We start from the raw sequence: 21,798 nt of genomic DNA on the forward strand, positions 1-21,798 counted from the left end.
GGTGGACCCGGGGGGCGTGGGGCTGCGCAATGCCACGGAGCGCCTGCGGCTGCTCTGCGGCGCCGCCGCGACCCTCCGGTTGGATCAGTCACAGGCCACGGTCACGACGGCCCACGTGCACATCCCCCTGGAGGCGGCATGAAGGTCCTCATCGCCGACGACGAGCGGCTCGCGCGCGCGGAGCTGCGCCGCCTGCTGACGGCCTTCCCCGAGGTGGAGGTGGTGGGCGAGGCCACCCATGTGGACGAGACGTGCGAGCGGGTGGAGGCGCTCGCGCCGGACCTGCTCCTGCTCGACATCCAGATGCCGGGCGGCACGGGCTTCGACGTGCTCGACCGGCTGGAAGCCCCGCCGGACGTGGTCTTCACCACCGCGCACGACGCCCACGCGCTGCGGGCCTTCCAGGTGAATGCGCTCGACTACCTGCTCAAGCCCATCGAGGCCGCGCGGCTCGCGGAGGCGCTGGAGCGCGTACGGCAACGGGGGCGTGCGCAGCGCGCGGTTGGCGCGCCGGTGACGCCCCTGGAGCGCGTGTTCGTGCGGGACGGCGAGCGCTGCTGGCTGGTGGCCCTGTCGCAGGTGCCGCTCTTCAGCTCCGAGGGCAACTATGCCCGGCTGCACCTGCCGGACGCGGAGCCGCTCCTGGCCCGCTCGCTCAACCACCTGGAGGATCGGTTGGACCCGGCGCGCTTCTTCCGCGCGAGCCGCCAGCACCTCATCAACCTCGACTTCGTGGAGGCGTTGGAGCCAGGTCCAGGCGGCACGCTCATCGCCCGGCTCAGAGGAGGCCGGGAAGTGGAGATGTCACGCCGCCAGTCCCAGCGCTTCCGGGAGCGGCTGAGCCCTTGAGGGCGGTTGGGCCTACAGCTTGACCTGGCAGGCCTTGAGGTTCGTGTTGCTGACGCCGTTGCAGGCGTAGCTGTCCCGGCAGTCGGACTCGGCGTCACAGACGGGCGAGCACATCAGTGCGTCGAACTGGCGCGTGCACAGCGTGCCGGACGGACAGCCTCCGCCCTCCCCTTCCGCGGTGCAGTCCTGCGCGCAGAAGGTGCCGGGGAAGTCCCTCCGGCAGGAGAGGCCGGAATCACAGCCGTCCTCACCGCAGCTCTCCCCCACGCCGCCATTGCTGTCTCCACAGGCCAGGAGGGGGAGAATCGCCAGCAGGGGGAACAGCACTCGGGTCAGTCGCATGCGAAGTCCTTCCCATCACATGCGGAGCCGGCCCCCCGCTCAGCTCAGCTTGCGCGCCTTCAGCGCGACGCGTCCAGTGACGCGTCTGCCTTTCCGTCAGGTCGCAAGCAGTGCGGTTCAGAGCGGCTGGGTGCGCTGGAGCAGCCAGTCGCGCGCCGCACCTTCGACGTGGGGCTCAAGCCGTTCGCGCACGGTGGAGTGATAGGCATTGAGCCAATCCACCTCCTCGCGGGACAGCAGGGCCGGGTCCACCAGCCGCGTATCGATGGGGCAGAGGCTCAGCGTCTCGAAGCGCAGGAAGTCGCCGAACTCCGTCTTGCGGTCCGGCACGGCGGCGATGAGGTTCTCGATGCGGATGCCCCAGCGGCCCGGACGGTAGAGGCCGGGCTCGTTGGAGGTGATCATCCCCGGCTCCATCGCCGTGGTGAGGTCATTGGGCAGGGTCGGAGAGAAGCCGTGCGGCCCCTCGTGGACATTGAGGAAGAAGCCCACGCCGTGGCCCGTGCCGTGGCCGTAGTCCAGCCCCTCCGCCCACAGCGGCGCGCGCGCCAGCGCGTCCAGGTTCGGGGAGCGGGTCCCCCGAGGGAAACGGGCGCGGGACAGGTTGATGTTTCCGCGCAGCACCAGCGTGAAGTCGCGCCGCTGCTCGGGCGTGGGCTCGCCCACGGGGACCACGCGGGTGATGTCCGTGGTGCCGGACAGATACTGGCCGCCGGAGTCGATGAGCAGCAGGCCCTGCGGCTTCTGCCCCGGCAGGCACACCGTCGCGTGCGAGGCCTCCGTGGCCCGGTAGTGCGGCATGGCGGCGTTCGCGTTGTACGCGGCGATGGTGGAGAAGCTGAGCGAGACGAAGCCCGGGCGCCGCGCCCGTTCCGCGGAGAGACGCTCATCCACGGTCAGCTCGGTGATGGGCTCGCGGCCCAGCGCGGACTCGAACCAGGCGAAGAACGCGCACAGCGCCGCGCCGTCCTGCTCCATCGCGTCGCGGAAGTGCGAGAGCTCCGCGTCCGTCTTGCGCGACTTGGCCACGGTGGATGGGTTGAGCCCCTCCACCACGGTCACGCCCTTGGGCACCGCCTGCCGCAGGCCGTGGGTGATGCGCCGGGGATCCACCAGGAGCCGCGTCCCGTCCGCCAACGCCCCCAGCGCGCGGGCCGCTTCGCCATACGGGTGGAGGGTGATGCCATCCGCCTCCAGCGCCGAGCGCAGCGCGTCCGGCACCTTCCCCTCCCCGATGAACAGCCGGGCCCCACCGGGCTCCACCAGCAGGTGCGCGAGGAACAGCGGGAGGTGGTCCACGTCCGCGCCGCGCAGGTTCATCAGCCACGCGACGTCATCCAGCGTGGAGATGAAGTGATGCGTCGCGCCCAGCACGCCCATCTCCGCGCGCACGGCCCGCAGCTTGTCGGTCCGCGGCACGGGTGACAGCGCGTGCGCGAACACGGGCGCGGAGGGAAGCGGCGGCCGGTCCGCCCACGCCTCCGCCACCACGTCCAGGTCCGTGCGCAGCACCAACCCCGCCGCGGACAGCTGCGAGGCCGCCGAGCGCGCCACGCCCAGGCCCAGCACCGCCCCATCCACCGCCACCGTCTGCCCCGGCGGCACGTTCGCGGCCAGCCAGTCCAGGTGTGACTGCCCGGGCGCGTTCGTCGTCCGCACCGTCGCGATGCCACTGCCCTTCAGCTGGGCGTCCGACTGATCCCAATAGCGGCTGTCCACCCAGAGGCCGGCGTAGTCCGCCGTCACCACCAGCGTGGCCAGCGAGCCGGTGAAGCCAGACGCCCACTCCCGCCCCTTCCAGCGGGCCGGCACGTAGGTGGACAGGTGCGGGTCGCTCGTCGGGACCCAGACCGCCGCCACACCACGCTCCCGCATCACCTGCCGCACCCGCGCGATTCGCTCGCGCGCCGCGGCCCCCTGCGTCTGCTCAAGGCCCATGGCATCCTCCGTCGTTGCGCCGTGCGTCCTCATGCCGGAAACAGCGCGCCTTTTCGAGGCCCCTCACGGGCAGGGGCCCACCCGCCGGGTCAAGACCGCCGGGAATACGGCTGTTGCTCGGAAGACGCGATGCAGCATCCCGTTACGCCGCGGATGGACGATGTGTTGTCCATTGACGGGAAAGCGCCGCGTGGGCCTGGGCCCATGGAACGAGGGTGCTTACCAAGCCGGTGGCCGCGGTGAGGAGCACGCGGCCGGGCTTCACCCGTCTCCTGAAGCAGGCCTGGATTCCCACCGTGCGACGCGTACTCGCCATCCTTCCCTATGTTCCGCTGCCTTCGGATACGGGCGGCACCCTGCGCACGCTCGAGCTGGTGCGCGCCCTTGCCTCGCGCTTCTCGTTGGACGTGTTCGCGGTGCACCGGGCGGGCAACGACGCAGAGGGCTTCAAGCGCTGGCTGGGAGAGCTGGGCGTTCCGGCATCGAGGCTGCATCTGGTGGACCTGCCGCGCGTGGCCCCCGAGGAGACGTTGAACAGCACGAGGGCCTTCCTGCGGGGCACGCCGCTCACCTACGTCCGCTTCGCGCGCCAGGGCGTGCAGGACGCCTTGCGCCGGGTGCTAGCGGAGCGAGGCCCCTTCGACATCATCCACTTCGACCACCTGCACATGGCGCAGCTGTTGCCGGTGGCGCGGCAGCTCAACCCGTCCGCGCACCTGGTCATCGACGAGCACAACGTGGAGAGCCAGCTGCTCGCGCGGATGGCGCCGCTGAGCCCGCCGCCGATGCGTCCATTCCTGAAATGGCAGTTCAAGCGGGTGGAGCGGCTGGAGCGCGAGTGCGTGAGGCAGGCGGACACCGTGCTGGCGTGTTCGTCCGTGGACGCGGAGCAGCTGCGCGCCATGGGAGCGAAGCGGGTGCAGGTGGTACCCAACGGCGTGAAGCTGCCGGACTTCGAGCCACGTGAGAGCAAGGGCGACGACCTGGTCTTCGTGGGCTCCATGGACTGGTGGCCCAATGAAGACGCGGTGCTGCTGCTGGCGCGCGAGGTGTGGCCGCTGGTGTCGTCGGACCTGTCGACCAGCAAGCTGATGGTGGTGGGCCGCAGTCCGCCCGCGTCCGTGCGAGCCCTGGAGAACGAGCGGTTGGTGGTGACGGGCTCGGTGCCGTCGGTGGCGCCGTACCTGGCGCGCGCGTTGGCGACGGCCATTCCGCTGCGAGCGGGCAGTGGAACGCGCCTGAAGGTACTGGAGGCCGCGGCGGCGGGCGTGCCGGTGGTGGCGACGCGCCTGGCGGTGGAGGGGTTGCCGGTGGTGGAGGGGCAGCACGTCCTCCTGGCGGAGTCCCCCGAGGAGTTCGCCATCGCGCTGCGCCGGCTGCGCAAGGATCCAGACCTCTGCAGCCGGCTCGCGCAGAACGCCCGCCGCATGGCGGAGTCCTTCGCATGGGACGGCATCGGGGCCGGGCTGGGCGAGCTCTACCTGAACGCGGTGTCCGTGAGCGGCGAAGGGGAGAAGCTCTCCGGAGCTGAAGCCAACTGAGTCTCCGGCCCGGTGCGGTGGGCCGCCACCGCACGTCCAGGCCCGCGGACATGGGTTCCGCGAGGGGCTCGCCCGCCGGGAGAGCACGGCACAAACCTGTCCGACAGTCGGACACGTTCTCGGAGGCCTCGGCTGGCGGGGGCCTCCGCCTACCCGAACCGTGGAAACCTGTCCGACTGTCCTACAGCTTTTGGGCGGCCGAAGCCGACGAGGGCCTCCGCCCATCCGAGCCGTGAAAAGCCGGTCCGACTGTCGGACAGGCTTGGCCCGTCTCGGACAGGAGGGGTGCCGCGGCGATTTCCGGGAAATGAGGCGGTGATGCCTCGGTTGCCCTACCCGGCCGCGACTTGCTCGTCGCGTGGGTCCATCATGGCGGGCAGGTAGAGGGATTCGATGTAGCGATTCGCCATCCGCTCCGGTGCGTGGTGGGCCACGACGTACTCACGCGCCGCCTGCGCCATCCGCGTGCGCCATCCAGGCGCCGTGAGCAATCCCGCGAGCGCCGAGGCCAGCGTGCCCGCGTCGCCCGGAGGCACCACGAGCCCGCGCCCCGTGCCCAGCACGTGGGGCAACCCCCCTACTCCGGACGCCACCAGCGGCCTTCCCAGCGCCATCGCCTCCAGCGCGACCAGGGGCATGCCTTCGCGCAGGGACGGCATCACCACCGCGTCCGCCGCCGCGTACACGCTGCGCACCTCCGAACGGAATCCCAGGAAGCGAACCGGCAGCCCTTGGGCCTGCGCTTCCAGCGACTCGCGCAGCGGGCCATCGCCCACCAGCAGCAGCGTGGGCACCGTGGCGCCAGGCGTCCGGGCCAGCCGGTGCATCGCGTCCAGCAGCACCTGGGGCCCCTTCTCCACAGACAGGCGTCCGACCAGCGCGATGACGGAACCTTCCGGCGCGAGCCCCAGTGCCTCGCGGGCCTGGAGCCGCTCCTCCTCCGTGCATTCATCCGCGAGCGGCAGCGCGTTGGGGATGTAGACCACCGGCGAGCGGTGGACGTACCGGCGCAGGCGCGCGGTCAGCTCGCGCGATACCGCCGCCACCGCGCGTGTGCAGTTACCCAGCACGCGCGCGAACCCCTCGTAGGCGATCAGCGCGGGCGTGGCGCCGGTGTCCCCATGGTACGTGGCCACCAGCGGCACTCCGGCGAGCGCGCTCGCGGCGGCTCCCAGCGTGAGCGACTTGTAGTCATGCGCGTGCAGCAGCCCCACGCCGCGCCTGCGCACCTCCGATGCGAGCGTCGCCACGGCCATCGCACTGAAGCGGCCGGGCACCTCCAGCGTCAGCGCGTCCAGCCCCTGCTCCCGAGCCGCGCCCGACAGCACGTCCACCCGCCCGGGCGAAACGAGGCTGCACACCTGCGCGCGCCACGGCGACGGCGTGGACGCGGCCAGCGACAGCAGCGCCCGCTCCGCGCCATACAGGCCGCAGGTGCTGCGCACATGGAGGATGGTGGAGTGCGGCACGCGTGGTCCTCCGTGCCCTCTCACGCCTGGGCGCGAGCCGCGGCACCCCGATAGAGCTTCGCGTACGTATCCACCATCGTGGACAGCGAGTAGCGCTGTGCCTCGCGCTTCGCGGCCTCCCCCAGGCGGGAGCGCAGCTCCGCGTCGCGGGCCAGACGCTTCACCGCGCCGCCGAGCGCATCCACGTCCTCGGACTTCACCAGGAGCGCCGTCTGGCCATCGCTGTGCACCTCACGGATGGCCGGGATGGCGTGCGACACCGTGGGCAGCCCCACCGCCATCGCCTCCAGCAGCGACAGCGAGCGGCCCTCACGGCGGGACGGCTGCACGTAGACGTCGAACGCGGGCAGGAGCTTGCTCGCCTCCAGCAGCGCGCCCGTTAAGTGCACCCGTCCTGACAGCGGAGACGCGGCGGCACGAGCGCGCAGCGAGGCCTCCATCGGGCCGGGGCCAATCATCACCAGGTGCGTGTCCTTCGCGTCCGCGAAGTGGCGCAGGAAGGCGTCCACCAACAGGTCCGGGCCCTTCTCCTCGGAGAGGCGACCCAGGTAGCCCACCACCTTGGCGTCCTGGGGAAGGCCCAGACGCTCACGCGCGGCCCGGCGGGCCTCCTCGCCCGTGGCCACCTCCAGCGGCACGCCGTTCTCGATGGTGACCACGTTGGAGAGCAGCTTCGGGCTCCAGCGCTCCAGGCTGGCGCGCACCTCGCTGCCGCACGCGACCAGGGACTGGGTGAACATGGCGGCGGCCATGGCCGCGGGGCGCAGCTTGCCCTGCGGCTCCACCGTCTGATGGAAGGTGCCCATCACGGGCGTGCGCGGACGCAGCGTCCGGGTGGCGACGGCGTTGAGCCAGGGCCCCACGTCGTGGCCATGGACCACGTCAGCGCCAAAGGCATCCACCTCCTGGGCCAGCCGGCGGATGGCCGCGGGCGTCATGCCTGCGAGGCCTCCCAACCAGACCGTGGGGACGTTGGCGCGCTGGAGCAGCTCGCGTACCGGACCGTCCGGCCCCAGGGCCAGCACCACGGAGTCGATGCCCCGCTCGCGGCCATGCTGGGACAGCCGGACCACCAGCTGTTCGAGTCCGCCCATCTCCAGGCCATACATCACGTGAGCCACGCGCGTCGGGCGCGCCGTCGGGTGCATTTCGTTCTTCATGGACGCGGCCAAGCTAGGCACGCGCCCCAGCCCCACAACCCCCCGAGCCCAGCCCGCGCCCCGGCGGATGTCCAGCAGTGGAAGTTCCTTCGCGGAGCGTGAAGGAACGGTGCCGCCCAGAGGAGGAACGGCCCGTTTGCCCGGGGCTTCCGTCCTACGCGAGACTCGTGTGCATCCAATGCCTACAGGCCCCCGAGGGGCCCCGCCGGAGCCCTTCTTGGGAATCCCCGATCGCGACTTCCAACTGCTCACGACCTGCGGCGACGAGTCCGAGGCCGCGCTCGTACGGGCGCTGCTCGAAGCGAACGGCATCCCGTGCCTCGTCCAGGGCGAGCAGCACCGCTCCATGCTGGGCGTGGCCGGGGCCTTCATCGAGCTGCGCGTGCTGATCCCCTCCGGGGAGCTGGAGCGCGCCCGTGAATTGCTCCGGAGCGTGCCGCAGGAGGAGCCCGGCGGGACCGGTCCCACCGCGACGCCGGACCCCGATTCCGAGGAGGCGCACTGCGCGGTGCACGGCCAGCGCGCCACGCGGACCTGTGAGCGGTGCGGCACCTTCCTGTGCGCGAGCTGCGATGGCGCCACCACCGGCGTGTGTGAGGACTGCGCGGACCGCAAGGGTTCGGGCGCCCAGGTCCAGCGCGGCCGGAAGCGCAAGGTCGTCGCATGGCTGATCCTCCTCTTCCTCTTCGGCCCGCCCTTCCTCCTCCTGCTGGCGAGCACCCTCAACGCCCTGCTGAACTGAACCCAGAAGGTGTCTGGCATTGGGCTCTCGTGTTCGCTTCGCCGCCCTGACCCTGGCCCTGGCCACCGCGTGCGCCTCCGCGCCCCCCGTGCCTCGCACGCCCGGGGTGGCTGTCATGCCAACGCGGACAGGCGCTCCCGAGAACGGCCTGCCCTACCGCCTCTTCGTCTCCGGAAAGGCCACCCCGGACCACCCGCACCGGCTGGTGGTGTGGCTGCACCCGACGGGCACGGATGGCCTGACGCTGGTGGAGCCCCTGGCCGACGCCTTCGCCACTCAGGGATACGCGCTGCTGACGTTCCCCCGTGAGCACGTGCAGGGCTGGAGCGGCGCGGACGCGAACCGGGTGATGCTCGGCACGCTGCCGGAGGTGGCTCGCGTCCCCGGCGTGGATGCGGAACGGCCCGTGCTGCTGGGATTCAGCGCGGGCGCGCAGATGGCGCTCGAGCTGTGGGCCGCGCGCCCCGACGCCTTTCGCGCGTTGGTGCTGATTGCTGGCGCACCCCGCTTGTCTCGCGGCGATGAATACAACCCGCCCCGTAGCGCCGCGCACGCGAGGGTGCCCCTCCTGTCATTCATCGGAGAGCTGGATGGCAGCGCTCCCCTCTGGCGGACGGCGCTCGAATCCTGGCGTGCCGCCGGGCTGAGGTTGGATTCGCGCGAGGTCCCCGGACAGGGCCACACGTGGTTGCTGGTACGACCCCATGAACAAACGGAGCTGTTTCAATTCCTGGCGGAATTGTCTCGGGGACCCTGACCTTTTGCCGTCAGCCACGCGAGAAATGTCAACCATCCATGGAATACATGGATTTCATGTTGACACCATGCGAAGCCACCGTCGGTTTTACTCATACCAGGAGTCCGACGTGCTTCGACATGCATCACGCTGGGTCACGACATTCGTGCTGGGTTTCACATGGATTCAGGCGGGCTGTGCTCCCGCGGAGCCGCCCACCCAGGAGATACCGGAGGCCGCGTCCGCCGCGCAGCCGCTGCTGGCCGGTGAGCGGTCGCTCCTGGGCACCACCGCGCTTCCGGCCGTGACGGCCGCGGACGACAGCGGCGCGGTGGAGCTGGGTGTTCGCTTCCGCAGCGACGCTCCGGGACGGATCATGGGCGTGCGCTTCTACAAGGGCGCGGGCAACACGGGCACGCACACCGGAAGCCTGTGGACGGCGTCCGGTTCGCTGATGGCCACCGCCACCTTCCAGGACGAGACGGCCTCCGGCTGGCAGGAGGTGCGCTTCGCCTCGCCGGTCACCATCGCCGCCGACACGAACTACGTTGTCTCGTATCACGCGCCCGCGGGGCACTACGCCGTGACGAGCAACGGCTTCGCGTCCGCGCTGGATGCGCCGCCCCTGCACGCCGAGGCGTCCAACAACGGCCTCTATCGCTACGGCACCAGCGGCTTCCCCACCAGCTCGTTCAACGCGAGCAACTACTGGGTGGACGTGGCCTTCCAGGCCAATGACACCACGGCGCCGCGCGCGCCCACCAACGTCACCGCGCTGCCCAGCTCGTCCACCGCCATCGACCTGACCTGGTACGCGTCCGTGGACGGCAGTGGTGAGGTGCAGGGCAACGCCCGCTGGCACCTGGTGTACCGGAACAACGAGCTCATCGCGGAGCTGCCCGGCACCACCGTGCGCTACCGCGACACCGGTCTGACGCCCTCCACCGGGTACAACTACGCCGTGCGCGGTCGTGACGCCGCCGGCAACCTCAGCGCGTCCTCCACGGTCATCAACGCCACCACGCTCCCGAACATGGCCTGCAACCCCTGCAGCCTGTGGAACAGCGTGACGGGCGACCCGCAGTTCGAGAACGCCGACGCCACCCCCACGGAGGTCGGCGTGAAGTTCCGCACCGACGTGGCGGGCACGGTGACGAAGGTCCGCTACTACAAGGGCAGCACCGACACCGGCCCGCACGTGGGCCACCTGTGGAGCGCCACCGGCACGCTGCTGGCCACCACGGAGACGACGCCCGCGGAGACGGGCTTCGGCTGGCGCGAGCTGGCCTTCTCCACGCCCGTGAGCCTGGCCGCGAACACGACCTACGTCGTGTCGTACTTCGCCACTGGCGGGCGCTACGCCATCACCCCGTACTACTTCAGCACCGCGGGCGTGGACATGCCCCCGCTGCACGCGCCCTCTACCGTGGAGGCCAGCGGCAACGGCGTTCGCAACCTCAACGGCAGCGCGTTCCCCACGGAGGCGTGGCTCAACACCAACTTCTGGGTGGACGTGACGTTCGTCCCCTCGGAGCCCAGCGGTCCCGCGACGGTGGACCTGGCCGTGACGCAGTCGTTCCCTGACGGCACGGGCGCCAACGGTGACGTGCTCTTCTACGACATCACCGTGACGAACAATGGCCCGGCGACCGCCACCAACGTCGTGCTCGACGTCCCGATCCCCGCGGGCTTGAACTACTTCTTCTACTCGGCGAACGCTCCGCCGGTGAACGGTGGGCACTGCGGGTTCTTCAGTGACCTGCAGTGTGGCGCCCCCACCCTGGCGCCGGGCGCGAGCTTCACCGTCCACGTGGAGGCCATCCCCTTCAGTGCCGGGACGTTCACCAGCCAGGCCACCATCTCCTCTTCGGAGACGGACTTCGTGCCCGGCAACAACACGCACGCGCTGGCCATCCCCGTGGGCCCGTCCACGAACCTCGTCACCTTCGACTCCTTCCCCGGCGCCGACGAGACCTTCAACGGCCCGCACGGTCCCATCCACTTCGGCCTCAACCGCTGGTACATCGCGTCGCCGTGGGGCGGGTTCGACACGAAGAGCATCTCCTTCAACGGAGGTGGTCTCACCCAGGCCAACCTGTCCATCTTCGGCCAGCGCCGCGTCCTGGGCCTGGATGCCTTCACGTGGGACACGGGCGCCACGCTCACCCTGAGCTGCATCGACCTGCCCAGCCTCACCTTCCCGCTGACGGCGGGCCAGGTGACGCACGTGGTGCCCACCTGGACGCAGCCCTGCACGGTCTTCACGCTGACGACGTCCAACGGCTGGGACACGAACTTCGACAACCTGGAGCTGTCGCCCCGGCCCTGAGCACGTGACGCATGGGAGGGCGGGTATGCTTCACGGATGCCCGCCGCTCCCCTGCTCCTGAGTGCAGCGACGTCCCTGTTCGCCACCACGTGGCTCCTCGCGGCGGCGCCATTCTCCGTCGCGGTGGAGCCCTCCGGGTTCACCGTCCAGTCCGACGGCAAGGCAGTAACCATCACCCAGGTGGTGCCCGGGAGGCCGGCCGACCAGGCGAAGCTGACGCCCGGCATGCGCATCCTGCGCATCGAGTCACCGGAGCGGATGTTCGCGCGAGGTCCCATCGAGCAACTGGGCCAGACGGACCTGCACGACGCGCTCATCGCAACCTGGGATGAACCGCTGCTGCTCTTCGTGGGGAACACGCGCGAGGACGGCCGCTACATCGGCCTCAAGCGCGATGAGCCGCGTCCCGACGAGGAGTTCCCCGGCTTCCCCCTGCCCCCGGAGAAGCGGGCGCGTCTGTCGCTCCTCCAGCAGCAACGGCACGAAGCCCGGCGCCTGCGGGAACTACACCGGACGCCGCGTGAGAAGCCGGGCCTCGAGCTCCGCCACCAGAGCGAGGCCTGGGTGAAGGGCGGCCAGCTGCGGTCCGTCGACGGAGGCGGCTTCACCGGGCTGTGGATCCACCCCGAGCTCACCCTGGACGCGCGGTGTCCCGACCGGCTGGAGAAGGTGGTGCTTAACGGCCCGGGCAAGGGCTTGCCCCGGACGTTCCAGCCCGCCACAGACTCCGCGTCCACCGGGCAGGACTTCACCTTCGACCTGCCGCTGTGGTCCGTCCGTGACCTCACCCGGGCCTGCGCCTCGGGGAAGTCGTCGCTGGCGGTGACGCTGCGCGCGGAGCTGTCGTGCAAGGGCGAGCCCGCACTCCAACAATCCCTCCCGGTGAAGCTGTCGCTGAAGTGCGAGCAGACGCTCCCGGACGAAGACTCGGGCGGCCTCCGGTTGATCGGCCTTCGCGGCGCACCGGAGGAATACGTCACGGGAACGAAGGCCGCGCTGACGGTGGAGGCGTCGGGGCTCGACAGCGTCGTCCCCCCGGTGGCCTCGGTGACGTTCGTGGAGGTGGATGCACGGGGCAAGGTGAAGAAGCGCTTCGCCACGGTGCCCGTGCCCGCGGGCGCGGCGGAGGTGACGACGGAGCTGACGCTGGACACGTCCACCGCGCGCACCGTGCGACTGTCCGTGGAGGCTCGCTTCGGCGACGGCAGCACCCGGGGCTCGGACACTCGGGAGGTGACCATCGTCACCCCGGCCTTCGTGGAGGCACGGCGCATGGGCTACGAGGAGGGCAGCCGCCGGTGGCAGGCGTTGGACCAGCGCTTCACGCAGGAGATTCCCACCCCCTGCGCCGACATCGCCGCCACCGTGGCCTGGCTCAGGGCCCAGCCCGAAGTCGAGTCCGCCCACGGCACCGGCCACCACAACTACGACTACCGGGTGAAGGGCTCCGGCATCACCAACCTCGTCAACTGCCACAACCCCTAGCGCGCGGGACTACGACGGCTTCTCGCCCGAGCAGGCGGCGGCACGCGCGCGCAGCAGCGCCTGTTCCTTCGCGTTGCGCGTGAGCGACGCGGCCCGTTCGAACTCCGCCCGGGCCTCCTTGAGACGCCCCAGCTTCTGGAGCAGGTCGCCGCGCACGCTCGGCAGCAGGTGGTAGTGCTTGAGCGACGGCTCGGCCACGAGCTGGTCCACCAGCTCCAACCCCACCGCGGGACCGAACGCCATCGACAGGGCGACAGAGCGGTTCAACTCCACCACCGGTGATGGCGTGAGCCTCGCGAGCACCGCGTAGAGCGCCGCGATGCGCGGCCAGTCCGTCGCCTCCGGCGTGCGCGCTCGTGCGTGGCACGCGGCGATGGAGGCCTGCACCGTGTAGGGCCCCGCCGGCCCGGCCTTCTCCGAGCGCTCCAGCGCCGCGAGCCCGCGGCGGATGAGGAGCTGATCCCACTGCCCGCGGTTCTGCTCCAGCAGCAGCACGGGTTCCCCCGAGGGCCCCACCCGCGCCCGGGACCGCGACGCTTGAATCTCCATCAGCGCCACCAGCCCGTGCACCTCCGGCTCGCCCGGCGCCAGCTCCGCGAGGATGCGGCCCAGGCGAAGAGCGTCCTGGCAGAGTTCCGGCCGCATCCAGCCATCGCCCGCGGTCGCGGCATAGCCCTCGTTGAAGATGAGGTAGACGACCTCCAGCACCGACGCGAGCCGCGCCGCCAGCTCGTCGCCATGAGGGACCTCGAAGGGGACGCCCTTCTCCGCCAGCGTGCGCTTGGCCCGGACGATGCGCTGGGCCACCGTGGGCTCCGGCACCAGGAACGCGCGGGCGATTTCATCCGTCGTCAGGCCGCCCAACAGCCGCAGCGTGAGCGCCACCCGCGCCTCCGGGGACAGCACCGGGTGGCAGGACGTGAAGATGAGGCGCAACAGGTCGTCGCCGACGTCGTCGTCCAGGGCCGCGTCCAGGTCTGGCACCTCCGCCTCCTCCAGCCCATGCCCCAGCTCCTCGTGCTTGCGCGCGAGCAGCTTGTGACGGCGCATCTCGTCGATGGCGCGGCGCTTCGCGGTGGCCATGAGCCACGCGCCCGGATTCTCAGGCACGCCCGACACCGGCCATTTCTCCAGCGCCACGACCAGCGCGTCCTGCGCCAGCTCCTCGGCCTGCCCCACGTCGCGCACCATGCGCGCAAGCCCGGCAATGAGCCGGGCGGACTCGATTCTCCACACCGCGTGCACCGCGGCCTGCGCCTTGGACATCGTCACGGCGCGAACTCAATCAAATGCACGTCGAATGGGCGCCCCGGAAATCGACAGGGGGTTCGATTTCCCCCGAAGACAGCACGGCCCCGGGCCTCCCCTCGTCGGGAAGCCCGGGGCCGTCACCTCACGCCCGCGCCTCGGCTGCCAGGCCAGCGGCCGACTCCGGCACCGGCTCGTACGTCCCCAGGCGCATGCTCGCCTGGGCCCGCCCCTGCGTGCGGCCACGCAGCGCCGTCACGTAGCCGAACAGGCGCGCCATGGGCACGCGCGCGGACACGCACCGCGCCGTCCCCTTCGCCTCCATCCCCAGCACCCGTCCCCGCCGCGACGCCAGGTCGCCCAGCACGTCGCCCAGGAACTCCTCAGGCGTCACCACCTCCACCTCCATCACCGGCTCCAGCCCCTGCACGCCCACGCGCCGTGCGGCCTCCTGGAGCGCCAGCGAGCCCGCCACCATGAAGGCCTGCGGCGTGGAGTCCTTCACGTGCGTGTCCCCATCCACCAGCCGTACCTCCACGTCCACCAGCGGCACGCCCTCCCGCATGCCCTTCGCCATGGCGCCAGCCACGCCCTTTTCAATGGCGGGCACCAGCTCGCGGGGGATGGAGCCACCCTTCGTGGCGTCCACGAAGACGAGCCCCGCCCCTCGCGGCGCAGGACCCACGTCCAGCACCACGCGTGCGTACTGTCCGGGCCCGCCGGACTGGCGGACGTGGCGGTACTCCTGGCGCACCGCGCTCCGGAGCGTGTCGCGGTACGCCACCTTCGGCTGTCCCACGCGCGCCTCCACGCCGAACTCCGTCCTCAACCGGTCCACGACCACCTCCAGGTGCAGCTCACCCATGCCGGACAGCAGCACCTGGCCGCTCTCCGGATCCACGCCCAGGCGCAGCGACGGGTCCTCCGCCGCCAGCCGTTGCAGGCCCTCCTCCAACTTCGGCAACTCCGCGGGGGAGCGCGCCTCCACGGCGAGCTGCACCACGGGCTCCATCACATTCAACGCCTCCAGCACCAGCGGTGCCTCCGGGTCGCACAGCGTGTCGCCCGTGCGTACGCCCTTGAGCCCCAGCGCCGCGCACAGGTCACCCGCGTGCACCTCCGCCACCTCCTCGCGGCGGTTGGCGTGCATGAACATCAGGCGCCCCACCCGCTCCTTCCGTCCGGTGACGGGATTGAGCAGGACGGTGCCCGCACGCAGCGTGCCCGAGTACACCCGCAGGAACACGATGCCTCCCACGGCCTTGTCGCTCATCAACTTGAACGCCAGCGCCGCGGGCGGACCCGAGTCCGACACGGGACGGCTGACGCGCTCGCCGGTGACGGGCGCAAAGCCGTCCACGGAGGCCACGTCCGCGGGTGACGGCAGGTAGCTGACGACCGCATCCAAGAGCATCTGCACTCCCTTCTTCTTGAAGGCCGACCCGCACAGCACCGGCACCAGCGTCCGCGCGAGCGTGCCCGAGCGCAGCGCGCGCTCCAGCTCCTCCACGGTGATGTCCTCCACCCGCCCGTCCACGAACTTCTCCATCACGCCCGCGTCCAGGTCCGCGCACACTTCAATGAGGCGCATGCGGTACGGCAGCACCGCCTCCGCCAGCTCCGGCGGCACGGGCGCATCGTCGTCAAAGCCGCCGTCGTCGCCCTGGAAGCGCACCAGCCGCATGCGCACCAGGTCCACGAGCCCCTGGAAGTCCGCGCCGTCGCCCACGGGCCACTGCACGGCCACCGGGCGCACGCCCAGCCGGTCCACCATGGACTGCACGCTCAGGGCGAAGTCCGCGCCCACCTTGTCCATCTTGTTGATGAACGCGATGCGCGGCACGCCGTAGCGGTCCGCCTGACGCCACACCGTCTCCGACTGCGGCTCCACGCCCTGGCTGGCGTCGAACACCGCCACCGCGCCATCCAGCACGCGCAGCGAGCGCTCCACCTCGATGGTGAAGTCCACGTGGCCCGGCGTGTCCAGGATGTTGATGCGGTGGGGCACGCCCGCCTCCCTCCCGTGCCGGGGCTGCCAGAAGGCCGTCGTCGCCGCGGAGGTGATGGTGATGCCGCGCTTCTTCTCCTGCTCCATCCAGTCCATCTCCGTGGAGCCCGTGTGCACCTCTCCCGTGGAGTGGATGCGGCCGGTGAAGAAGAGGACGCGCTCGGTGAGCGTCGTCTTGCCCGCGTCGATGTGGGCCATGATGCCGATGTTGCGGTACCGCTCGATGCGCGTGGTGCGAGACATGGAAGACTCCCGTTCCCGTCCGGGCAGCGAGGCCCGCGGGTGTGTATTGGATTGAGACGCCGGTTGGATGAGTTGAATGGACCGGTGGCTGTCTTCAGGCGCGCACGCGCACGCAGGGCCGGAACGGCACGTCAGGCCGCCACGGGAACGCGCGAGGACACACGAAGGCACCCCCAGGGAGGGGACGGGCGGAGACGGAGCTCACGGTGCGCGGGCAACCAGCCACGCGCGCACCGGAGGACTCCGGTCCGCCTGCTCAAATATCGAGCAGGACCTCGTGACGGGGGGCGAGGCGCACGTCCGCCGCCGGCGCGAAGGCGCTCAGGACAGGCAGGGCATGGAGAGTGACGGGCCTCATGACGAGATAGGAGTAAGACAGACAGCCCCCGCTGTCAACCCGACGGCCTCCCCCGTGTTCCAGGGCCGGAAATAAACCCCCGAAAGAATATCCGCCGCGGGCGCCGTACATGTGGCGGTTGGCGACAGAAGCCAACCCCTGGTTCCTCCGAGGGGGAAGTATGTCCACGTTCTACAAAAGCCTGCTGACGGCCTCCATGGGTCTCGTCGGCTTGAATGGGTGTGTCTACGGTTACATCTACGACTCCGCGTCGGGCAGTGCCGTGGCAGGCGTGACGGTCATCGTCGCCTCCGGCACCTGCAGCGGCACCGGCTGCGGCACCGGGCTCGCGACCCAGTCCACGGACTCGTCCGGCCTCTACGTCTTCGACGCGTACGGCAACCGCAACGGCGAGAACAACGTCCAGCTGATCACCGCGGCCTCCGGCGAGGAGGCGGTGCGGCTCGTCTACAGCCGCGCGGGCTTCCGCTCCGTCACCGTCTACCACCGGCCCAAGTACACGACGATGACGCAGGACGGGACCGAGTATGAGGTCTCCGCCGTGCAGCCCGTGTACCTGTGCGCGCTCAACGCCGTGGACTCCGACGGCGACGGCGTCTGTGACGCGGCCGAGGCCCGCTACGGCACCAACCCCAACAGCTCCGACACGGACGGGGACCGCATCAGCGACTTCGCGGAACTGTACGGCTACGGCGGCGTGGACCTGCGCTACTGGGGCGCGGATCCGCGCAAGAAGGACGTGTTCGTGGAGGTGGACTACTACGCGGACCGCAAGCCCACGCAGGCGGCGCTGGACCGCGTGACGACGTCCTTCGCCAACGCGCCGGTGTCCAACCCCAACGGCACCACGGGCATCGCGCTGCACCTGGTGCTGGACTCGCAGATCGCCGCCGCGGACGCGGACACGGACCTGACCCCCGTGTGGACGGACTTCGACGTCATCAAGGCCAAGTACTTCAAGTCGCGCCGCGCGCCCTTCTTCCACTACGCCCTGTTCGCGAACACGTACAACGGCGGCACCTCCAGCGGCATCTCCCGCGGCATCCCCGCGCATGACTTCGTGGTGACGCTGGGCGGCTGGCCCGTGGCGGGCGGCACGGAGCTGCAGCAGGCCGGCACCCTCATGCACGAGCTGGGGCACAACATCGGCCTGCGTCACGGCGGCAACGACGACAGCAACTACAAGGCCAACTACCTGAGCCAGATGAACTACGAGTACCAGATGTTCGGCCTGCGCATTGACGGCGTGGACAACGTGCTGGACTACTCGCGCGTGCGCGTCGCCGCCATCAGCGAGGCGTCCGTCAACGAGGTCTCCGCGTTCGCTCCCGTCGCGCCCACCACGGAGGCGGACCTGGCCCACATCGGCGTGCGCATCAACGGCGTGCAGCGCGCCGGCACCGCGAGCGCGAACCTGGACTTCAACGGCGACGGCGTCATCCAGACCGCGTCCTACGCGTACAGCCTCAACCGCGACGCCGACACCACGGACCTCATCCCGGCGGCGCAGCATGACTGGCTGGCGCTGGTGTACGACGGCGCCGGGCAGATTGGCGACGGCTGGCTTGGCACGTCCCAGGGCCTGAGCCGCCAGCAGCCCTTCTTCGTCCTCCCGGAGAAGACCGAGTCCTGCCTCACGGTGGAGATGTTCCGCGCCCGGTAGTCCCAGGCCGTCCATCCTGGCAAGTCGTCCCCCGCCGGGTTCCTCTTCACGAGGGACCCGGCGGTCGTCTATCGGTCGCGTGCCCGCGTAGACTCCGGCGCATGCCGCATGTCGCACTCGTGGGATACGGACGTTTTGGACGCGCGCTGGGAACGCTGCTGGAGGCGGTGGGCGTGGAGCACCGCGCCCTGGACCCGGTGGCGGACATCCCGGAGCCGCTCCGCGCGCACTCGGTACACGAGCTGCTGGAAGGGGCGGAGCTGGTGGTGGTGGCGGTGCCGGTGCCCCAGATGCGGGACGTGCTGCGCTCCCTTCGGCCCCACCTGAAGCCGGAGCACCTGGTGCTGGACGTGGGCAGCGTGAAGGTGAAGCCCGTGGAGGCGCTGACGGAGGTGCTGGGCGAACAGGTGCCCTGGGTAGGCACGCATCCGCTCTTCGGCCCCTTGAGCCTGGCCATGGCCGAGCGACCCATGCGCGTCGTGCTCTGCCCCAACCCGCTGCATCCGGAAGCAGCCCCGCGCGCCCGGCGCTTCTACGAGGGGCTGGGCTGCGAGGTGATTGAGCAGTCGCCAGAGGGCCATGACCAGGTGATGGCGCGCACGCATGCGCTCACCTTCTTCGTGGCCAAGGGGATGGTGGACTCCGGCGCGGCGGCGGACGTGCCCTTCGCACCGGCCAGCTTCAAGGCGCTGTCGCGCACCATCGAGACCGTGCGCGCGGACGCGGGCCATCTCTTCAACGCCATCCAGCAGGAGAACCCCTTCGCCACGCAGGCGCGAGGCCAACTGCTCGCGGCGCTCCAGGACATCCACCGCGACCTGGAGGCGGCCCCCACGGTGACGCAAGCCTCCGAGGCGGCGGGCATCGCCGTGCCCGGCCTGGAACCGGAAGCGCCAGCGCCCCGCGAGCCGCGCGAGCACATCGATGCACTCGACCGCGAACTGGTGGAACTGCTCGCCCGCCGCGAGGAGCTGGCCCGCCGTCAGCGCCGTGCCCAGGAGGCCGGGAACGAGCCCGCTCGCACGGAGACGCTGCTCGCCGTGCGCCGGGCGTGGGCCCGGGAGCTGGGCGTGGACGCGCAGGAGGTGGAGGCCGTCTTCCGCGCCGTACTGGGTAGCGGCCTGCGATGACGCGGCGCCAGGCCCGGAAGACCCAGGCCTGGCAGCGTGAGGCCGCGGCGGTGAAGCGAATCCTCGAACATGAAGCGCGGCTCGGAGGCACCTATGCGCTGGTGGCCGGTGAGCTCCAGCACTGGACGCGCATGCCTCGCGACGGCGCGCTCGTGCGGGACTTCATGCTGATGGGTGATGGCCTCGCCATGCGCCTCTCCCATTACCTGAAGCGCCATGGCCGGGCGTTCTCCACGCGGGAAGAGGCGGAGTTCGTGTTGTTCGGCGAGGAGTCCAGCGGCGTGCTGGACTGAGCCTCAGAGGTACTCGTCCAGCCAGTCGAACATCCGGTGGTTGGCCACGGCCTGCGCGCCCTCCTGGCAGTGCAAGAGCCCCGTGTCCTGGGTGGTGAAGAGCATGTAGTCCTTCGGGCACTCCAGCGCGTCGAAGAGCAGCCGGGCCTGGCCCTGTGAGAACGCCTCCGCGGTGCCGTCCATCACCAGCGTGCGGCAGCGGATGCGGTGGACGATGGGCTCGTTGTTGAACCGGCGCAGCTCGAAGAGCAGGGCCGACGGCGTGCTGACGCCGTGCTTGGACATCGAGTCCTTCATGTACCAGCGGTACAGGAACACCTGCTCCATCAGCTGGGCCATGGCCGCGTCGAAGGCCTGGGGGTTGCTGTCCAGCAGCTGCATCAGCTCCGGGAAGTACATGTTGAACTGCTCGAAGGAGGACTGGCCCCAGTTGAGGACGCCGGGGTTGGGGATGAGGATCTTGATGCGTCGCTCGAACGCGGCGGCGCGCGGCACCAGCGCACCGCCCATGCTCCACCCCAGCAGCGCGATGCGCCGCGAGTCCACGCCCGCGATGCACAGGGCGAAGTCCACCACCGGGCGGATGACCTGCTCCCAGTCGTGACGGAAGGGCAGCCCCTGCTCGCGGATGGCCATGCCCTGGCCGGGCGCGTGCACGATGAGGCAGTGGTAGCCCCGCGCGAGCGCCGCGTCGATGACGTACTTGGACTCCTCCGGCCACGCGTCGCGGCCCTGCTGGAAGATGAGCAGCGGCGCGATGCTCCGGGCGCTCGGGGCGCGGAAGAAGTAGCCGGGTAGCGTGGTGCCCTCGTACGGGATGCGCACGGGCGTGCCCGGTATCTTCAGCAGGTGGAGCGCCTTGTTGTAGGCGTCCACCGCCTTGCGCCCGGTGGCGACCACGCTCGGATGGGTGGGCTCGGGGTGGTGGATGAGCGCGGCGCGGTAGTAGTTGGCGGCGCGCAGGTAGGCATTGCCCGCGCTGATGGAGTGGCGGCGGGACTGGCTCACGTCGCCCATGGCGCGGATGCGGTCGGCGGTGCTCACCCACTCGTTGGGCCAGCTCCAGTCATCCCCCGCGACGATGCGGGCCGCGGTGTCCAGCACCTCGCTGATGTCCGACTGCGCGCTGTAGGTCCCGGCCAGGAAGTGCAGGAGCTGGCTCTCCATGATGGGGTCCGCCATCAGCCCCAGCTCCCACCAGGGCCGGGGCTCGTCGATGGACGAGGAGGACGAAGGGGACGGCGAGGTCGTGGACGGCCCTCCGGCCGCCGCCGCGGGAGCGCCCCGGAGGAGCGCGAGCCCCCCGGTCAGCCCCAGGCTGGCTTGGATGAGGGAGCGACGGTCCAGTGTGATGCCCATGGTCTCTGGCCTCCAGCGAAGTGCTGGCGCTTCGAACACCGCAGGCCTCCACTTCTGTCACTCACCGCGTCGCCACCAGCGCGAACACGCGGTGCGGCACGGCGAACGGCGCCTGGGGGAAGCGCTCCGCGAGGAGCTTCGCGTGCGCGACGTCGAAGCGGGCGGCCTCGTCCTCGGAGAGCACCGGGCCCACCTTGGCGCTGGCGCGCACCCGTCCCATCCAGGCCTCGTGGGAGTAGTGGACGACGGTGTCGAAGGAGAAGGACTCCAGGCCGGTGAAGCCCGCGGTGGCGACGTCCTGGAACCAGCGCGGGTAGATGCCAGCGTCGTGTCCGAACTCGACGTAGGGCGCGACCTGCGAGGGATTGAAGGTGTCGATGAGCGTGTGGACCCCCTGCACGACATTGCCCGGCAAAGGCAGCCAGTCGAAGTGCGCGATGACCAGCCGGCCTCCCGGCGCCAGCACCCGGAAGGCCTCGCGGGCCGCGGCGGCGCGGTCGAACCAATGCCAGCACGTGCCAGCGGTGACGAGCCCGAAGGACTCCGGCGGCAGGCCGGTCCGCTCCGCCGGAGCCACGCGGAAGTCGATGGACAGCCCCTCGTCGCTCGCGAGCCTGCGCGCCGAATCCAGCATGGGCTCCGAGAGGTCCAACGCCGTGACGTCGCCCCCGCGCTTCGCCAGTCCTCGCGCGAGCGTGCCCGTGCCCGCGCCCAGGTCGAGCACGCGCTGGCCCGGACGAAAGACGCCTTCACGGATGAGTTTCTCGAAGAAGGCCTCCGGAAAGCCGGCGCGGTGCCGGGCGTAGTCCTCCGACGTGCGGCCAAAGTCCACCTGCATGGCATGTCCTCCAGGGTTCAGGGCTCCACGCGTCCATCAGGAAAGACACGTCGACAGCGGCCGCGCG

17 protein-coding genes are annotated in these 21,798 nt (G+C 70.6%); 9 read left to right on the forward strand and 8 right to left on the reverse strand.

The genetic code is table 11. The annotated features are described in order from the left end of the window. The first annotated feature begins 138 nt into the window (after positions 1 to 138). Positions 139 to 849: a LytTR family DNA-binding domain-containing protein gene (locus tag D7Y11_RS25525; RefSeq protein ID WP_121754402.1), complete on the forward strand. Its 711-nt coding sequence runs from the start codon at positions 139 to 141 to the stop codon at positions 847 to 849. 12 nt (positions 850 to 861) lie between these two features. Here D7Y11_RS25525 and D7Y11_RS25530 read toward each other — a convergent pair whose 3' ends face one another. Both D7Y11_RS25530 and D7Y11_RS25535 read right to left on the reverse strand, forming a co-directional pair. Next, entirely contained in the window at positions 862 to 1,191 is a 330-nt protein-coding gene (locus D7Y11_RS25530; RefSeq protein WP_120575964.1) for a hypothetical protein, read from the reverse strand. Positions 1,192 to 1,308: 117 nt separating this feature from the next. Further along, on the reverse strand, positions 1,309 to 3,129 hold the full coding sequence (locus D7Y11_RS25535) for an aminopeptidase P family protein (protein ID WP_120575965.1): 1,821 nt from the start codon (positions 3,127 to 3,129) through the stop codon (positions 1,309 to 1,311). 296 nt (positions 3,130 to 3,425) lie between these two features. On the opposite strand from D7Y11_RS25535, the gene D7Y11_RS25540 reads away from it, so the two are divergent. After that, entirely contained in the window at positions 3,426 to 4,670 is a 1,245-nt protein-coding gene (locus tag D7Y11_RS25540; RefSeq protein WP_158624368.1) for a glycosyltransferase family 4 protein, read from the forward strand. A gap of 332 nt (positions 4,671 to 5,002) precedes the next feature. On the opposite strand, the gene D7Y11_RS25545 is transcribed toward D7Y11_RS25540, so the two are convergent. Together D7Y11_RS25545 and D7Y11_RS25550 are read right to left on the reverse strand one after the other, a co-directional pair. After that, positions 5,003 to 6,139, reverse strand: coding sequence for a glycosyltransferase family 4 protein (locus D7Y11_RS25545; RefSeq protein WP_158641996.1), 1,137 nt, complete (start codon positions 6,137 to 6,139; stop codon positions 5,003 to 5,005). Positions 6,140 to 6,159: 20 nt separating this feature from the next. Next, positions 6,160 to 7,299 (reverse strand): glycosyltransferase family 4 protein, encoded by a 1,140-nt coding sequence (locus D7Y11_RS25550; RefSeq protein ID WP_158641997.1) that lies wholly within the window; start codon positions 7,297 to 7,299, stop codon positions 6,160 to 6,162. Positions 7,300 to 7,516: 217 nt separating this feature from the next. Here D7Y11_RS25550 and D7Y11_RS25555 point away from each other — a divergent pair, with 217 nt between their 5' ends. The 4 genes from D7Y11_RS25555 (at position 7,517) to D7Y11_RS25570 (ending at position 12,591) form a co-directional block, all read left to right on the forward strand. Then, entirely contained in the window at positions 7,517 to 8,041 is a 525-nt protein-coding gene (locus D7Y11_RS25555; protein WP_158624582.1) for a DUF2007 domain-containing protein, read from the forward strand. Between the two features lie 115 nt (positions 8,042 to 8,156). Next, on the forward strand, positions 8,157 to 8,798 hold the full coding sequence (locus D7Y11_RS25560) for a hypothetical protein (protein ID WP_126935008.1): 642 nt from the start codon (positions 8,157 to 8,159) through the stop codon (positions 8,796 to 8,798). A gap of 145 nt (positions 8,799 to 8,943) precedes the next feature. After that, complete coding sequence (locus D7Y11_RS25565; protein WP_306770466.1) at positions 8,944 to 11,106, forward strand: DUF4082 domain-containing protein; 2,163 nt, start codon at positions 8,944 to 8,946, stop codon at positions 11,104 to 11,106. A gap of 36 nt (positions 11,107 to 11,142) precedes the next feature. Further along, positions 11,143 to 12,591, forward strand: coding sequence for a hypothetical protein (locus D7Y11_RS25570; protein ID WP_126935010.1), 1,449 nt, complete (start codon positions 11,143 to 11,145; stop codon positions 12,589 to 12,591). A gap of 9 nt (positions 12,592 to 12,600) precedes the next feature. Here D7Y11_RS25570 and D7Y11_RS25575 read toward each other — a convergent pair whose 3' ends face one another. Then, positions 12,601 to 13,857, reverse strand: a complete 1,257-nt coding sequence (locus D7Y11_RS25575) for an RNA polymerase sigma factor (RefSeq protein ID WP_120579722.1) — start codon at positions 13,855 to 13,857, stop codon at positions 12,601 to 12,603. 127 nt (positions 13,858 to 13,984) lie between these two features. After that, entirely contained in the window at positions 13,985 to 16,090 is a 2,106-nt protein-coding gene (fusA, locus tag D7Y11_RS25580) for an elongation factor G (RefSeq protein ID WP_126935011.1), read from the reverse strand. A 518-nt stretch (positions 16,091 to 16,608) separates the two neighbouring features. On the opposite strand from fusA, the gene D7Y11_RS25585 reads away from it, so the two are divergent. The 3 genes from D7Y11_RS25585 to D7Y11_RS25595 all read left to right on the forward strand — a co-directional run bounded on the left by D7Y11_RS25585 (position 16,609) and on the right by D7Y11_RS25595 (position 19,534). Next, positions 16,609 to 18,111 (forward strand): hypothetical protein, encoded by a 1,503-nt coding sequence (locus D7Y11_RS25585; protein ID WP_121754413.1) that lies wholly within the window; start codon positions 16,609 to 16,611, stop codon positions 18,109 to 18,111. 101 nt (positions 18,112 to 18,212) lie between these two features. Further along, on the forward strand, positions 18,213 to 19,241 hold the full coding sequence (locus tag D7Y11_RS25590) for a prephenate dehydrogenase/arogenate dehydrogenase family protein (RefSeq protein WP_126935012.1): 1,029 nt from the start codon (positions 18,213 to 18,215) through the stop codon (positions 19,239 to 19,241). Next, positions 19,238 to 19,534, forward strand: a complete 297-nt coding sequence (locus D7Y11_RS25595; RefSeq protein WP_126935013.1) for a hypothetical protein — start codon at positions 19,238 to 19,240, stop codon at positions 19,532 to 19,534. The genes D7Y11_RS25590 and D7Y11_RS25595 overlap by 4 nt, the downstream gene beginning before the upstream one ends. A 3-nt stretch (positions 19,535 to 19,537) precedes the next feature. Here the strand turns inward: D7Y11_RS25595 and D7Y11_RS25600 are convergent, their stop codons facing one another. Then, positions 19,538 to 20,893 (reverse strand): S9 family peptidase, encoded by a 1,356-nt coding sequence (locus D7Y11_RS25600; protein WP_126935014.1) that lies wholly within the window; start codon positions 20,891 to 20,893, stop codon positions 19,538 to 19,540. Positions 20,894 to 20,954: 61 nt separating this feature from the next. Continuing rightward, complete coding sequence (locus tag D7Y11_RS25605; protein WP_126935015.1) at positions 20,955 to 21,731, reverse strand: class I SAM-dependent methyltransferase; 777 nt, start codon at positions 21,729 to 21,731, stop codon at positions 20,955 to 20,957. Positions 21,732 to 21,798: the final 67 nt, after the last annotated feature.

The sequence above is a fragment of the Corallococcus sp. AB018 genome (assembly GCF_003986945.1).
GTDB classification, from domain to species: domain Bacteria; phylum Myxococcota; class Myxococcia; order Myxococcales; family Myxococcaceae; genus Corallococcus; species Corallococcus exiguus.

What these genes read in the sequence shown, in the direction of transcription:
- D7Y11_RS25600 (WP_126935014.1), bottom strand. Translation starts at nt 20,893, where the DNA reads ATGGGCATCACACTGGACCGTCGCTCCCTCATCCAAGCCAGCCTGGGG.
- D7Y11_RS25575 (WP_120579722.1), bottom strand. Translation starts at nt 13,857, where the DNA reads ATGTCCAAGGCGCAGGCCGCGGTGCACGCGGTGTGGAGAATCGAGTCC.
- D7Y11_RS25570 (WP_126935010.1), top strand. Translation starts at nt 11,143, where the DNA reads ATGCCCGCCGCTCCCCTGCTCCTGAGTGCAGCGACGTCCCTGTTCGCC.
- D7Y11_RS25585 (WP_121754413.1), top strand. Translation starts at nt 16,609, where the DNA reads ATGTCCACGTTCTACAAAAGCCTGCTGACGGCCTCCATGGGTCTCGTC.
- D7Y11_RS25525 (WP_121754402.1), top strand. Translation starts at nt 139, where the DNA reads ATGAAGGTCCTCATCGCCGACGACGAGCGGCTCGCGCGCGCGGAGCTG.
- D7Y11_RS25605 (WP_126935015.1), bottom strand. Translation starts at nt 21,731, where the DNA reads ATGCAGGTGGACTTTGGCCGCACGTCGGAGGACTACGCCCGGCACCGC.
- D7Y11_RS25595 (WP_126935013.1), top strand. Translation starts at nt 19,238, where the DNA reads ATGACGCGGCGCCAGGCCCGGAAGACCCAGGCCTGGCAGCGTGAGGCC.
- D7Y11_RS25550 (WP_158641997.1), bottom strand. Translation starts at nt 7,299, where the DNA reads ATGAAGAACGAAATGCACCCGACGGCGCGCCCGACGCGCGTGGCTCAC.
- fusA (WP_126935011.1), bottom strand. Translation starts at nt 16,090, where the DNA reads ATGTCTCGCACCACGCGCATCGAGCGGTACCGCAACATCGGCATCATG.
- D7Y11_RS25590 (WP_126935012.1), top strand. Translation starts at nt 18,213, where the DNA reads ATGCCGCATGTCGCACTCGTGGGATACGGACGTTTTGGACGCGCGCTG.
- D7Y11_RS25560 (WP_126935008.1), top strand. Translation starts at nt 8,157, where the DNA reads ATGCCAACGCGGACAGGCGCTCCCGAGAACGGCCTGCCCTACCGCCTC.
- D7Y11_RS25535 (WP_120575965.1), bottom strand. Translation starts at nt 3,129, where the DNA reads ATGGGCCTTGAGCAGACGCAGGGGGCCGCGGCGCGCGAGCGAATCGCG.
- D7Y11_RS25530 (WP_120575964.1), bottom strand. Translation starts at nt 1,191, where the DNA reads ATGCGACTGACCCGAGTGCTGTTCCCCCTGCTGGCGATTCTCCCCCTC.